Genomic DNA, 13,826 nt, shown 5'->3' on the forward strand with positions numbered 1-13,826 from the left:
TTTGCGAGACGTGCGTGCAGTTCGGGGAAAGTTGGCCGACCGGTGCAACGTGCGTGCTGGGCTTCTCGGCTGTTGCCGTCTTCTGAGGGGGATTTGTTCATGGAAGAGACTGTGACTGGCGTTACGCCGGGCCGCGCGCGTCTGTGCGTGGCCCTTCTCGTGCTCATGGGCTTTGCGCTGGGCTGCTCGGAGTTCATCGTGATTGGCATCGAGTCGAACCTGGCAGAGGAGATGGGCGTCTCGCTTGCCACTGCCGGCCAGCTCATCAGCCTCTTTGCCCTGCCATACGCGGTGATGACGCCGGTGCTCGCCCTGGCGACGGGCCGCGTTAGGCGCTACTCCGTCATGCTTGTCTACCTGGTCATCTTTTGCGTGGGCAACGCGCTCTTGGCGTTCGCTCCAAGCTTTGGCGTGCTGCTTGCGGCGCGCGTGCTGCTGGGGTCGATCTCCGGAGCGCTGCTGGCGGTTGGCGTGACCTTCATCCCCGAGCTGGTTGGTGCCAAGAGGTCGTCCGGTGCCCTCACGCTGGTGTATGCTAGCTATTCCGTGGCGCTTATCGTGGTGACGAGCGTGGGCAAGATCCTTGCGAGTACGGTCGGATGGCACGTTGCCATGTACGGGACGCTCGTTCTCTCGCTTGTGGCCAGCTCCCTTCTCGCCGCTTGCATGCCGAGAAGCGGCCAGACCGACGAGCCTGCAACCGTACGTGAGCAGGCACGCCTCTTTGGCGAGCCCAGCATCATTGCGGGCATGCTGGTGTTTGTGTTTGGCATTGGCTCGGTGTACACGTTCTACGGCTACGTGACGCCGTACATGGAGCAGGTGCTGGGGATGGATGCCGTGGCCGTGAGCGGGGCGCTTGTGCTGTACGGAGTCATCACGTTTGGCTCGAACCTGCTGAGCGGCTGGGTCGACATGCGCTTTGGCATCAAGGCGCTGGTTGCGGACTTTCTCGCCCAGGCGGCAATTCTCGCAGGGCTGTACGTGGCGGGCTCGTCGATGCCGGGCTCTCTGGTTCTGGTGATGCTTCTGGGACTGGTCATGTACGTGGCGTCGATTCCCAGCGTGTCCCACTTCATGGACGTGGCGCGCAGGCGCTACCCCAAGGCGCTCACGCTGGCCAGCTCGCTCGAACCGCTCTCGTTTAACGTGGGCATTGCCTTTGGCACCTTTGTGGGAGGTGTCGTGGTCTCTGGCCCGGGGATCCGCGCGGTTGGCCTGGTGGGGGCCGTGCTCGCCGTGGTGGCAGCGGCGCTGGTGGGCGTCACGCTGGCGCTCACGAAGCGCGAGGATGCCCGGGAGTAGGGACGGGCGTGGCTGGTCACGTCGCGTCTCTGCCGCCTCTGTGACCTCTGCCGCTGCCTGCGAAAATGCGCCCTCCGGCGAGAAAATGGCGCCTGAGCGAGGGTTTATACGGGATTCCGTACGAGATGGGCCTTCAGGCGTCAATTCGGCGCCCGAGAGCTTCTTTCGTGCGGGAATGCTGTGGAAACGTGCCTTTGGGCGTCACTCGGACAGGCGTCGCCCAGGCCGGCGTCGTGCGCCTACCGCACGGCACGGTCGTGGTTCACGGGCCTATAGAAGAGCTCCGCCACCTCCGCCGGCTCGCGTGTCTGGCCGAGCGCCCACATGGTCTTTGCCACCAGGGCCTCCGTGGTCATGTCGTCACCGCGAAGGATTGCGGGCTCGTTGGCATAGGCGCTTCCGACCTCGTAGACGCCCAGGTCAAGGCCCTCCTCCGAGACCTGCGTGGTGAGCACGATGGTCTTGCCGCAGTCAATCCAGTCAAAGATCGCCTGCTCAAAGTGGGCACCCTTGCACTCTGGGATGCCGCCGATGCCAAAGGTCTCGAGAATCACGGCGTCGTAGTCGGGCCCCAGCGCATCGAGAATCCCCGGCCCCAGGCCCGGCGTGAGGCGCACCACAACCACGTGCTCGTCCAGGCGCTCGTAGACGCGCGGTCGCCCCGCCCGTGCCGCAACGGACGCACCCGCTGTTCCAGGGATGGTCATTCCCTCCCTGCCCTCGCGCACGATGCGGTCGTTGCGGATGATGGCAGGCAGCGGGTAGTTCACACTGGTGAATGCATTGAAGCTCATCGTACGCTGCTTGTGGGCGCGCGTTCCCACAATGACCGAGCCGCCAAACACGATGGTCACGTCGTGCGAGTCGTCGTCGGTGGCGTAGAGCAGCGACTGGTACAGGTTGAGCTTGGCGTCGGTGAAGGGGTTCGCCATGGGCTGTTGCGAACCCGTGAGCACGATGGGCTTGGGGCTGCCCTGGATGAGGTAGGAGAGGGCTGCTGCCGTGTAGGCCATGGTGTCCGTGCCGTGCAGCACCACAAAGCCGTCGTAGTTGTCGTAGGCTTCCATGATCGTGGCGGCAATACGCTTCCAGTCGCTGGGGCGCATGTTGGTCGAGTCGATGTTCATGGGCTGAACGATGTCCAGGTCACACAGGCCGCGCGCCTGCGGAACATAGCCGGCCAGCTCCTCGCCCGTGAGCGCCGGGGCAAGGCCCGTACCGTCTGCCTCCGGCATGGATGCAATGGTGCCGCCCGTGGCCACCATGAGAATCCTCTTCATGCGTCGCTCCGTTCGAGAAGTGCGTTTCTGCCGAGAAGTACCGACGGCCGGTCGTCCGGCCCCTACGCCTCCGGCCTCACCAGGATGGGGATGCTGTCCAGCTTGTCCGCCGTCGCCGCAGGCAGGTAGACCGTCAGTCGTGCGCCCCCGGTGGAGAACTCCGCCCAGCCCTCGTTGTCAATCGTGACGGTGCCGTCGACGCCCAGCACGCAGCGCCAGGTCTCGCCCGCATGCCCCGCACCTACGCACATGCGCTTTGTTGCGTTGCCCGCGCGCGTGGAGAGAAGCACGGCGGCGCCGGAAATCCCGTGTCGCGCCGTGCCCTCGCGCGTCCAGCCGATAAGGTCCTTCTCGTCGAACCAGTCGCGCTGCTCGCCGTAGGCAAAGCGACGACGCACCTCCATGAGCAGCTCAAGCTCGGGGACGGCGGGAATCTGGTCGTTGGGAAGGCCAAAGAGGTCGCCCATGAAGACGCAGGGATAGCCCGCCTCGCGCAGCAGGATGAGCGCGTAGGCAAGCGGCTTGAACCAGGGTTCCACCGTGGACTCGAGGGCCTGGTCGGGCTGGGTGTCGTGGTTGTCCACAAAGGTCACGGCGTGGATGGGGTCCACGCTCACCAGGCTGCCGTCCAGGATGTGGGTGAGGTCTATGTCGTCACCGGCGGTGGACGCACGGTAGAAGTTGAAATGGAGCGGCACGTCAAAGAGGCTCATGGCGCCCTCGCGTCCCAGGTAGCCCCGCAGTTCGCCCACGCTCTGGGACCAGTACTCGCCCACGGCAAAGAGCTCCTTGCCGGTCTTCTCGCGCATGCGAGCAAGCCAGTCGAGGTAGAACGAGCGGCTCATGTGCTTCACGGCGTCAAGTCGCACGCCGTCCACGCCCGTGAGCCCCAGGTACCAAGCGCCCCATGTTGTCAGTTGCGCACGCACGCGGGGGTCATCCAGGTCGACGTCGGCTCCCATGAGGTAGTCATAGTTACCCAGCTCGTCGCTCACCTCGCGAGACCACTCCTTGCCCACAAAGCGGTAGACGCCGGTTGTGCCCTCGAGCTCGTCGTAGTCGACCCCGGTGAAGTCCGTGATGCCCCACTGGTAGCGGTCAAGCCTACCGGCGCGTCCCGGGAACTCAAAGCGCGTGTAGGCGCGAATCTCGCGCGGCTCACCTACGGGTTTTGTACGGTCCTGGGCATCGCACTCCTGTGCCAGCACCAGCTGCGTGCCGTCGGCACCCATGCGGTGGTTGAGAACAACGTCTGCCAGCACATTGACGCCCTGCTCCTGGATGGCGCGGATGGCTGCAAGATACTCGTGGCGCGTGCCGTACTTGGTGCGCACGGAGCCCTTCTGGTCGAACTCGCCCAGGTCCCAGAGATCGTAGACGCCATAGCCCACGTCCTCAGCGCCCGCCTGCCCCTTGTAGGCAGGCGGCATCCACACCGAGGTGAAGCCCTCCTCCGCGAAGCGCGGGGCCATCTTGGCGAGACGTCGCCAGTGCTGGCCGTCTGCTGGCAGGTACCAGGAGAAGGCCTGGAGCATGAGCCCGTTCTTCGTGTTGATGGCCATGGGCTCCCTACTTCCGGGGCTTGATGCCCAGGCGCTCGCGACGGGCGATGGCGTAGCCCTCGATGTTCTTCTGCTGGCTGCGCTCGATGGCAAGGGCGTCGTCGGGCACGTCGTGCGTGATGCAGGAGCTCGCGCCCGTAATGGCGCCGGCGCCGATGTTGACGGGTGCCACCATCATGGTGTCCGAGCCAATGAAGGCGCCGTCGCCAATGGTGGTGTGGCTCTTGTGCACGCCGTCGTAGTTGCAGGTGATGGATCCGCCGCCAATGTTGACGCCGGCGCCCATCTGCGTGTCGCCAATGTAGGAGAGGTGCGGCACCTTGGAGCCCTCGCCAACCACGGAGTTCTTGAGCTCCACGTGCGTGCCAGCCTTTGCGCCGCGCAGCAGGTGGGTGTGGCCGCGCAGGTAGGCGCGGGGCCCGCAGTTGACGTCGTCGTCGATGGCGGAGTCGACAATCACGGTCTCGTCCACGGTGCAGTTGTTGCCCACCGTGGCGTTCTCAAGACGGCTGTTGGGGCCAACGGTGCACGCCTCGCCCACAGACGTCTTGCCCCAGAGGAAGGTCTGGGGGAGAAGGACGGTGTCTTTGCCAACGGTGGCCTCGGGACCAACCCACACCTGATCGGGGTCGAGCATCGAGACGCCGGAGCGCATGAGACCCTCGTTGATGCGGTGCTGCATGATCTTGGTGACCTGCGCCAGCTGGACGCGGTCGTTGACGCCCAGGAGCTCCTCGTAGTCGTCGCAGTGGACGGCCGAGACGGGCTCTCCCATGCCCGCGTAGATGCCCACCATGTCGGTGAGGTAGTACTCGCCCTGGGCGTTGTCGTTGTTGACCTTGTCGATGTTGGTCGAGAGGCGCTCGCCGCAGAAGCAGTAGGCGCCGGCGTTGCACTCGAGGAGCGTGGCACGCTGCTCGGGCGTACAGTCCTTGTCCTCGATGATGGCGCGCACGCCGCCGTCCTCGATGAGCACGCGGCCGTAGCCAGAGACGTCCGGCGGCGTCATGGTGAGCAGCGTGCAGGCGTTGTGCCCAGTGCGGGTGGCGTCTACCAGGGAAGAAATGGTCTCGGGGCGAACAAGCGGCAGGTCGCCGTTGAGAACCACCACGGGTCCGGCAAACCCGCCCAGGGCGTCGCGCACCACGCGCACGGCGTGGCCGGTGCCCAGGCGCTCGGTCTGCTCGACAAACTCCACGTCCTTCTCGTCCGCAAAGTACGAGCGGACCTCATCGGCGCCGTTGCCCACCACCAGCACGATGCGATCGACGCCGGCCTTGCGGGCAGCGTCGACAACCCACCATGCGAGCGGCTTGTCGAGGACCTTGTGCATGACCTTGGGGTGATGGGACTTCATGCGCGTTCCCTCGCCGGCGGCTAGGACAATCGCGGTGACGGGCATGGCTGCCTCCTGTGTTCGCGGTGATATGAGACTCGCGGGCCGTCCTGGCGCGTGCCAGGGGGCCTCATGTGTGGTCAATGATAGCTCAGGGATGTGCAGGGCCCGAGGGCCGCAGGGATATGCTCGGCCGCTAGCCGTTGTGCTTGGCGTTTGCCCTTGCGCCGAGAAATGCCGCAAGCGCCACCACGGGCAGGCTCACCGGTGGGAAGCACAACGCAAGCACGCAGGCGCTGAGCAGCCACTTTCCCGTGCTAGCTCCCACGAGGGCACCCGTGGAGAGCGCCACCGCGAGCATGGGGTCGCCCCCGGTGATGATTGCGACGGCGTAGCCAGCGGCGACCCCGCAGAAGATGGGGGGAAGAACTCTCCGCCAATCCAGCCGGTCTCCTCGCAAAGCTGCGTCAAGGCAAGCTTTGCCACGCAGGTGGCAAGCAGCATCCCGGCGCCCATGGCTTGCCAGCCGCTGAGAAGGTCCCACGTGCCGGACTGCCCTGAGAAGAGCACCTCGGGCAGCGCCATGGCAACAAGCCCCAGGACAATGCCGCAGAGAATGGCCTCGGGGACGGTCTTCATGCGGCCGCACGTCAGCTTTGCTGCCCTGCCGGCAAGCTCAGCAAGGCGCGCAAGCACCCAACCAAGGGGAAGCGCAAGGAACGCCCACATCGCGCGTGCATCAAGCCCAAGGTAGTCGATTCCGTCAAAGCGGGGGAAGCCCGCCCCTGGCCCAAAGAGGCGAGAGACGCCGAGTGCGCCAATCACAAAGCCCACGGCCGCCATGGCCCAGAGCAGCAGCACGAGAGATGCGCGCAACAGAGCGACGCCGCGGGGGGCTTCCTCCGCGGCGTCGATAATCCTCTCATGCGTTTTGGGCTTCTCGTTCTGCATGTACCTTAGACCTCGGAGTGGCCAGCCGCGCCCTGGGAGACCGAGTTGTTGGTGTAGACGTTGTAGATGCAGGTTGCAAGGGGCTCGGCGATACTGATCTGCTTGATCTTGGAGCCGGGCTTGTTGGCGGCCTCGCAGGGGATGGCGTCGGTGACCACGCACTCGACGATGGGCGCGTTCTGCAGGCGCTCGACAGCCTGGCCGGAGAAGATGCCGTGGGTGGCAGAGACATAGATGTCACCCGCGCCCATCTCCTTGAGCTTGTTGATGGATCCCACAAGGGTGCCGCCCGTGTCAATCATGTCGTCATTGATGATGCAGGTCTTGCCCACGATGTTGCCAATGACGCCCATGACCTCGGCGGCATTGTGCTTGGGACGGCTCTTGTGGGCAATGGCGACCTCGCAGCCAAGGTAGTCGGAGAGTTTCTTGGCAACCTTTGCGCGGCCCATGTCGGGCGAGACAACCACGGTGTTGTCCCAATCGAAGTTCTTGGTCTTGAAGTAGTCGCCAAAGTTGTACAGGGCGGTGAGGTGCGTCACGGGGATGTCGAAGAAGCCCTGAATCTGGCCGGAGTGCAGGTCGAGCGTGATCACGCGGTCAACGCCGGCGGCCTCGAGGAGGTTGGCAACCAGACGAGCGGTGATGGGCTCGCGGCTGGAAGCCTTGCGGTCCTGACGAGCATAGCCGTAGTGGGGGATGACCGCCGTGAAGCTCTCCGCGCTTGCGCGGGTGGCGGCGTCAGCCACGATGAGGGTCTCCATGATGAGGTCGTTCACGTTCTTGCCGGCGATGGTCTGGATGAAGAAGACCTCGTCGCCGCGGACGGACTCCTCAAAGCGGGCATAGATCTCGCCGTTGGCGAACTTCTCGATCTTGAGGCCCTGAAGCTTGAGGTGAAGGATGTCTGCGATGTCCTGGGCGAGCTTGGGGTTGCTGGTACCGGAGTAAAGCTTGATTTCCTTCTGGTAGGTGGTGGGCTTGCTCAGGTCTTCGTACATCGACTGCCGTCCTTCCGTCTGGGACCTATCCCGGCTATTCAGGCTGTTCGCGCCGCCACGATGATAGCGCAGCCAATGCGCCTGCCGCCACATTACACGCGCGTTTCACGGGTATCCCAAGGCGAGGGGCGTCACTCTACCGTTCGCGGAGAATTCAATGCATCCCAGCTCTCGCGCCATATGAAGGCACATGCGAGAAGAGGATTGGCTGGGGTAGTAGGATTCGAACCCACATTCCAGGCACCAAAAACCCGTGTCCTAACCGTTGGACGATACCCCAGTGCGCGTGGCGCCCGCCAAGCGGGCTTCTCGGCTAGTGTATCAGAGTGTGGGAGTGCGAGGTGCCGCGCGTTCCTCGCGCCGAGAGGGGGATCACAACATGATGAAGGCAATCCAGCGGTTTGGTGGCGCGCTCTTCACGCCCGCCATGCTCTTCGCCTTCGCGGGGGTTGTGGTGGGCCTGGGCACGCTCTTCACCACAGAGTCCATCATGGGGCCCATCGCAGCTGCGGATACCACTTGGACCAAGTTCTGGACCGTGATTCTCGACGGAGGTTGGACGGTCTTCAACCAGCTGCCGCTGCTCTTTGCCGTGGCGCTTCCCATTGGCCTTGCCAAGAAACAGGCCGGCCGTTGCTGTCTGGAGGCGTTTGTCTCGTATCTTACGTTCAACTACTTCGTGAGTTCGATGCTCTCGTCATGGGCGCCAGAGCTTGGCGTGGACTTCTCGGCTACTGCTGGCAGTGCAGAGGGAATTGCAACCATTGCCGGCATTCGAACGCTCGACATGGGCATTGCGGGTGCACTTCTCGTCTCTGGAGTGGTGATTGCGCTCCACAACCGTTTCTTCGACACGCGTCTGCCCGAGTGGCTGGGGGTCTTCTCGGGCTCGACCTTCGTGTACATGATTGCGTTTCTCGTCATGCTGCCCCTTGCGGGCGTGGTGGTGCTGGTATGGCCAAAGGTGCAGGTGGGCATGCATGTCTTTCAGCAGGTCATACTCAACGCCGGCTCGGCGGGTGTGGGGATCTTTGTCTTTCTCGAGCGCGTGCTCATTCCGTTTGGTCTGCACCATCTGCTCTACGCGCCCTTCTACTATGACAACGTAATTGTGCAGGGCGGCATCTACGCTGCCTGGGCAAATGCGCTGCCAGATCTTGCCGCGTCCACGCGTCCGCTTGCGGAGCTTGCGCCATGGGCCTCCCTTACGGCTACGGGCTGGTCAAAGCTCTTTGGCATTCCGGGCATAGCTGCCGCGTTCTACGTCACCGCCAGACCCGAGCGCCGCAAGCGCGTGCTGGCGCTTCTCGTGCCCGTGACGCTGACCTCGGTGCTCTGCGGGGTGACAGAGCCCATCGAGTACACGTTCCTCTTTGTGGCACCCCAGCTCTTTGTGGTGCATGCGGCGCTTGCGGCCTGCCTCTCCATGACCATGAACGCCTTTGGCGTGGTGGGCGTCTTCTCGGGTGGTCTCATCGAGATGTCCTCGCTCGACTTTGTGCCCCTCTCGGCAACGCATGGTCAGACCTACCTCGTGGCGCTGGCAATAGGTCTGTGTTTCACGGTCATCTACTTTCTGGTGTTTCGTTTCCTCATCCTGCGCTTTGACTTCAAGACGCCGGGACGGGCGGACGAGGAGGACGTGCGGCTGCGCACCCAGGACGAGTACCGCGACGCCCATGGCATGCCGCGCGCGCAAGATGGCAAGCGCCTTGGGGTAGAGGGCGAGAAGGCCGACGCCAGCCAGGAGGACGCTTATGCCATACGACTGGTGGAGCTCCTTGGCGGTGCCGAGAACATCGAGGGCATCACCAGCTGCGCCACGCGGCTGCGCGTGGATGTGCACGACCCTGAGAAGGTCGCGGCAAGCGGTGCATTTGTGGCTGCCGGAGCGCGTGGCGCCGTGTGCACTGGCCGTGCGGTGCAGGTGATCGTGGGCCTCAACGTGACGCAGGTGGCAGAACGTGTCGAGAAGGTCTTGGGGCGTGATGAGTGAGACTGCATTGCTGACATTAGGTCGCGTCAATTTATATAGTTGACATGACTTATTAGCAACCTCCTCTTGTTGGAAGTTTGAACAAGTGGTTGAATGGCATGGAAAAAGGTTGTTTCGGCGAAGATGCGGTGTCGCTGTTGAGGCCGTCCGTACCGCGCCGCGTGTGGTGAGGGGCAAGGCTTTCTTGGGCGAGCGTGTGACGGCGTTTTTCGACATCGATGGGACCTTGGGCTGGACCGACCCAGTTGCCCGGGAGCAGATGGCAGACGAGGAGCGAAAGCTCTCGCCGGTCCCCAGTCCTGCCGTGGCAGATGCCATCAGGCGCTTTGTGAAAGCCGGCAACCGCGCGTTCATCTGCACGGGGCGCTCACCGCTCGACATTCACCCCAAGATGGCTTCGCTGCCCTTCTCGGGCATGGCCTGCCTCGCCGGCGCTTACGTTAAGGTGGGCGATACGGTTCTTCGTGACGTTGCTCTGCCTCCCGAGGTGCTGTCGTGTGTGGATGAGGTGCTTGCCGAGACGGGCGCGGGCGCGATGCTCGAGTCTGCATGCGGCTCCATTGACGTGTGCGGAGGCACGGCTGGCACGCACCGACCCTCACCCGAGAGCGTATCCGAGGCCCTCGAGTGCATCCCGGGCGGTCGGGCCCACAAGGTTGTGCTGCCTACACCCGCGGCAAGGCTTGTGGTGGAGCGGCTTGCCGGCGTGGTGGACGTCTCGATTATGGAGCTGGAGCTGGGTAACAGCGAGGTTGGTCTGCGCGAGAACTGCAAGAGCGGTGCAGTGAGGGTCATTCTCGACTACCTGGGGGATGCGGGAACCACGTATGGCTTTGGCGACTCCGAGAACGACCTCAGCCTGTTTGAACAGGTTGATGTTCCGGTTGCCATGGGTAACGCATCGCCGGACGTGAAGGCTGCGGCTGCATTCGTGACTGGCACCGTTGGGAACGACGGTGTGGCAACTGCCCTCTCTAAGCTAGGGCTCATCTAGGCCTGTTGGGGCGGGTGTCGCAATGACCGGAAAGACGCACATTGCCGTTGGAGCGGCTGCCGCGCTTGCGGCGGCGAAATACATTCCGCTTGCGCTGACGGGTGGGGTGCCGGTGATTACTGGCGATGCGTCGACGTTTGCCTGCCTTGCCGCAGGGGCGGCGGGTGGCCTGCTCCCCGATACCGACGTCTCAACCAGTGAGGCCTCTCGCCAGCTGAGAAGGGCGTGGTGGCTTCTTGTTGCCGTGGTTGCCTCATCGTTTGGCGCCGATGCGCTTGTTGGGTCCGATCTTTGGGCGCGCGCCGTTGCGTTTGTGCGAGCAGCGGGGGTGTATCAGGTTGCGGGCGTCGCGGTGATTGTGGCGATTCTCGCCTGCGGGCGCGCGTCGGGTCACAGGGGCTTCTCGCATTCGCTCGTGGCAACGGCACTCTTCTTTGGCGGCGCTTTCCTGGCAGTTCCGGAGCTCGCGCTGGCTCTGACGGTTGGATACTTCTCTCATCTCGTGATTGACCTACTCAACAAGATGCCCGAGCGTCTCTTTTGGCCCGTCTCAAGGGGCCAGTCGCTGGGGTTGTGCAAGGTTGGGGGTGTGGTGGACGGCGTGCTTCTCGTCTTGGGCGTTGCTGCCGTTGCCGCGCTGCTTGCGGGATGGCTGTAGGGGTCTTGTCGGTGCCGGCCCGGGTCCGGTGCCTGTTCCGTCCCGTTGCCGGTGCCGGGCCCGTTCCAGGACGCGCCCAGCTGCGGAGAATAGCTCCTTTTCTTAAATTGCCGGTGCGTTTGCGCAGGTCGCGAGTATTGATATTAAGAAAAGGAGCTATTCTCCGCTTGGGGGTGGCTGGGGACACGGCTTTCCCGTACCCTCTCGCTACACGTTCGCACCCGAAGCTGTGACCAGCGCAGGTCGATTCACGTTCGCGCCCTGATTGTGTATCGACCTGCTACACAATCGTCGCCCTCGCGGCAGCTACCTTCTCGACACGGTGGTGAAGCAGAAGAGCTCCGGGTGGTGGCGTACCTGCGTGTACTCGAACATCACGCCGTCGGAGTTATAGGACTGGCTCTCCACAACCGCCACGCAGTTGTACGGGTCGAGGTCCATGTAGCTGCAGTCCTCGTCGGTTGCCAACTGCACCGTGATGCGGCGCCGGCTTGTGAGGATGCGCATTCCCAGGTTCTGCTCGAGATAGCTGTAGACGGACTTCTCGGCCTGCTCAGCGGTAAGACCAGGGACGGCTGAGGCCAGGAAGTAGTCGTGGTCAATCTGGCGTGCGACGTCGTCCAGCGTGCGTACGCGTACCACGCGTACAAGCTCGACGCCCTCGGCAAAGCCGGTGCGCCGCGCCAGCCCTGCCCCACAGGTGACATGTTCAAAGGACTTGACCTGAGTACCAGGCACAAAGCCATTCCTTCGTGCGTACTCGCCAAAGGATTCCACGCCCTCAAGCGATCCCTGAGCGCTGTGAGCCTCGCGCTGCCATATAACGCGCACGCCGCGCCCGTGCATGGGCTGAACGTAGGCGTCATCTGCAAGCATGGAGACCGCCCTGCGCAGCGTGTTGCGCGAGCACCCATATTCTGCCGTGAGCTCGCCCTCGGAGGGGAGGAGCTCCTGGTACGAATAGGTACCCTCCTGAATTTTGCCCTTGAGGTCGCGGTAGATGCCCTCAAAGATCGCCTTAGGCATGTAATCTCTCCTTGCTTGCGGACCGCCGGGCCCAGGGGGCGTGGCGGGAGCGGAACATGTGCGGTACCGGATATCCTAGAACTCCTGAAAGCTATTTGGACGAGTAACCGGTGGCCGATTGCACCAAAATAGCAATCTACCTGCGAAAACAATAGATGTATGACAACTCATGCCTACCGTTCACCACAAAATAGATACCGCTCAGTCAAAACTTGTTTGAACAAGAATTCCGTCACGCTATTGTCATAGGCAAGAAACGGAGCGGTGCCCGAGAAATAACCTCGACCACCAGCTCCGCGCAGGTGCAAGAACGGCGGAAGGCGTCGTTCGAACAGGAAGCAACGGGAGGATCACGATGGGGAACATTTCGAGGAAGCAGTTCATCACGCTCGGTGCGGCGTCGGCGGCGGTCCTTGGCCTTGCTGGCTGCGGCAGCAGCTCCAGCAGCGACAGCTCCAGCTCGTCTGACGCCGGCAGCTCCAGCACTGATGACCGCTCAGGCAACGTCTACTGGCTCAACTTCAAGCCCGAGCTCGACGAGACCGCCCAGGCCCTCGCCAAGAGCTACATGGAGAAGTACCCCAACGTCAAGGTCAAGGTCCAGACCGCCGCATCCGGCACCTACGAGCAGACCCTGACGTCCGAGATGGACAAGACCGACGCCCCCACCCTCTTCAACATTGGCACCACCGCCGGCGTCAAGGAGTGGGGCTCCAGCGCCATGGACCTCTCTGGCACCGACATCGAGAAGGCCCTCTCCACCTCCGAGTACACCTACAAGGACTCCGACGGCCGCCTGGTCTGCGCTGGCCTCTGCTATGAGACCTACGGCATCGTCGTGAACGCCGACCTGGTCGAGAAGGCCGGCCACAGCGTCGACGACATCAAGGACTTCGACTCCCTGAAGGCGGTCGTGGAGGACATCCACAAGAACGCTGCCACCCTGGGCTTTGACGCCTTCGCGGCGACCGACCTCGACGACTCCTCTTCGTGGCGCGTGACTGGCCACCTCGCCAACCTTGAGTACTACTACGAGGAGAAGGACGACGGCGGCTGGGACGAGACCCCTGCCTCCATCAAGGGCACCTACCTCCCCAACTACAAGAAGATCTTCGACCTTGCTATCAACAACTCCGCTGAGGATCCCTCGACCCTCTCCACTGGTGGTCACGACCCCTCGACCGAGTTCACCTCCGGCAAGGCTGCGTTCTTCTTCACCGGCTCCTGGGACTACGCCACCATCTCCAAGGCCCAGAAGAACACCACGATGATTCCGTACTACTGCGGCGTGTCCGGCGAGGAGAAGGCCGGTCTCAACAACGGTACCGAGAACCGCCTCGCCATCAACGACGCGGCCTCCGATGAGGACAAGAAGGCCACGATGGACTTCTGGCTCTGGATGGTGACCGACCCCGAGGCCTCCAAGGAAATGGTCGCTCAGCTGGGCGTCCTTCCTTACACCGACGCCGCCAAGGGCGACAACGGCTACCTCAACAAGGCGGAGGAGCTCTCCAAGGCCGGAAACTACACCATGGATTGGGCTACCAACTACCAGCCCAACGTTGACCAGTACCGCAAGGGCCTGGTGTCCGCACTCAACGCCTACACGGCGGATCAGTCCGACGCCAACTGGGATACCTTCAAGACCGCGTTCGTCGACGGCTGGGCTCAGAACTACAAGGTTCAGAACGCCTAGTCTCATCTGACCTCTGACTGG

At 63.2% G+C, this 13,826-nt stretch carries 11 protein-coding genes and 1 tRNA gene; 5 read left to right on the top strand and 7 right to left on the bottom strand.

The window, feature by feature from the left end; all coding sequences use genetic code 11:
• Nucleotides 1–99: 99 nt before the first annotated feature.
• Nucleotides 100–1,305: an MFS transporter gene (locus AUL39_RS01795; RefSeq protein WP_167542305.1), complete on the top strand. Its 1,206-nt coding sequence runs from the start codon at nucleotides 100–102 to the stop codon at nucleotides 1,303–1,305.
• Nucleotides 1,306–1,544: 239 nt separating this feature from the next.
• On the opposite strand, the gene AUL39_RS01800 is transcribed toward AUL39_RS01795, so the two are convergent.
• The 6 genes from AUL39_RS01800 to AUL39_RS01825 all read right to left on the bottom strand — a co-directional run bounded on the left by AUL39_RS01800 (nucleotide 1,545) and on the right by AUL39_RS01825 (nucleotide 7,715).
• Nucleotides 1,545–2,585 (bottom strand): asparaginase, encoded by a 1,041-nt coding sequence (locus tag AUL39_RS01800; RefSeq protein ID WP_059052990.1) that lies wholly within the window; start codon nucleotides 2,583–2,585, stop codon nucleotides 1,545–1,547.
• A 62-nt stretch (nucleotides 2,586–2,647) separates the two neighbouring features.
• A complete protein-coding gene (locus AUL39_RS01805; protein ID WP_059052992.1) occupies nucleotides 2,648–4,147 on the bottom strand; it encodes an alpha-amylase in 1,500 nt (499 codons plus the stop codon).
• Between the two features lie 7 nt (nucleotides 4,148–4,154).
• Nucleotides 4,155–5,549 (bottom strand): bifunctional UDP-N-acetylglucosamine diphosphorylase/glucosamine-1-phosphate N-acetyltransferase GlmU, encoded by a 1,395-nt coding sequence (glmU, locus tag AUL39_RS01810; protein ID WP_059052994.1) that lies wholly within the window; start codon nucleotides 5,547–5,549, stop codon nucleotides 4,155–4,157.
• Between the two features lie 195 nt (nucleotides 5,550–5,744).
• On the bottom strand, nucleotides 5,745–6,434 hold the full coding sequence (locus tag AUL39_RS01815) for a chloride channel protein (RefSeq protein WP_059052996.1): 690 nt from the start codon (nucleotides 6,432–6,434) through the stop codon (nucleotides 5,745–5,747).
• Between the two features lie 5 nt (nucleotides 6,435–6,439).
• Nucleotides 6,440–7,435 carry a ribose-phosphate diphosphokinase gene (locus tag AUL39_RS01820; RefSeq protein ID WP_059052998.1) on the bottom strand — a complete coding sequence of 332 codons (996 nt, stop codon included), beginning with the start codon at nucleotides 7,433–7,435 and terminating at the stop codon, nucleotides 6,440–6,442.
• A gap of 205 nt (nucleotides 7,436–7,640) precedes the next feature.
• A tRNA-Gln gene (locus tag AUL39_RS01825) sits at nucleotides 7,641–7,715 on the bottom strand.
• Between the two features lie 99 nt (nucleotides 7,716–7,814).
• On the opposite strand from AUL39_RS01825, the gene AUL39_RS01830 reads away from it, so the two are divergent.
• The 3 genes from AUL39_RS01830 (at nucleotide 7,815) to AUL39_RS01840 (ending at nucleotide 11,083) form a co-directional block, all read left to right on the top strand.
• Nucleotides 7,815–9,431 (top strand): alpha-glucoside-specific PTS transporter subunit IIBC, encoded by a 1,617-nt coding sequence (locus AUL39_RS01830; protein ID WP_059053000.1) that lies wholly within the window; start codon nucleotides 7,815–7,817, stop codon nucleotides 9,429–9,431.
• Between the two features lie 166 nt (nucleotides 9,432–9,597).
• Nucleotides 9,598–10,425 (top strand): HAD hydrolase family protein, encoded by an 828-nt coding sequence (locus tag AUL39_RS01835; protein WP_235810723.1) that lies wholly within the window; start codon nucleotides 9,598–9,600, stop codon nucleotides 10,423–10,425.
• A gap of 22 nt (nucleotides 10,426–10,447) precedes the next feature.
• Nucleotides 10,448–11,083, top strand: a complete 636-nt coding sequence (locus AUL39_RS01840; RefSeq protein WP_059053005.1) for a metal-dependent hydrolase — start codon at nucleotides 10,448–10,450, stop codon at nucleotides 11,081–11,083.
• 306 nt (nucleotides 11,084–11,389) lie between these two features.
• On the opposite strand, the gene AUL39_RS01845 is transcribed toward AUL39_RS01840, so the two are convergent.
• Entirely contained in the window at nucleotides 11,390–12,109 is a 720-nt protein-coding gene (locus tag AUL39_RS01845) for a GntR family transcriptional regulator (protein WP_059053007.1), read from the bottom strand.
• Between the two features lie 355 nt (nucleotides 12,110–12,464).
• Between AUL39_RS01845 and AUL39_RS01850 the strand changes: the two genes are divergently transcribed.
• Nucleotides 12,465–13,805 (top strand): ABC transporter substrate-binding protein, encoded by a 1,341-nt coding sequence (locus AUL39_RS01850; protein WP_059053010.1) that lies wholly within the window; start codon nucleotides 12,465–12,467, stop codon nucleotides 13,803–13,805.
• Nucleotides 13,806–13,826 lie beyond the last annotated feature (21 nt).

This window comes from Tractidigestivibacter scatoligenes, assembly GCF_001494635.1.
Lineage (GTDB): Bacteria > Actinomycetota > Coriobacteriia > Coriobacteriales > Atopobiaceae > Tractidigestivibacter > Tractidigestivibacter scatoligenes.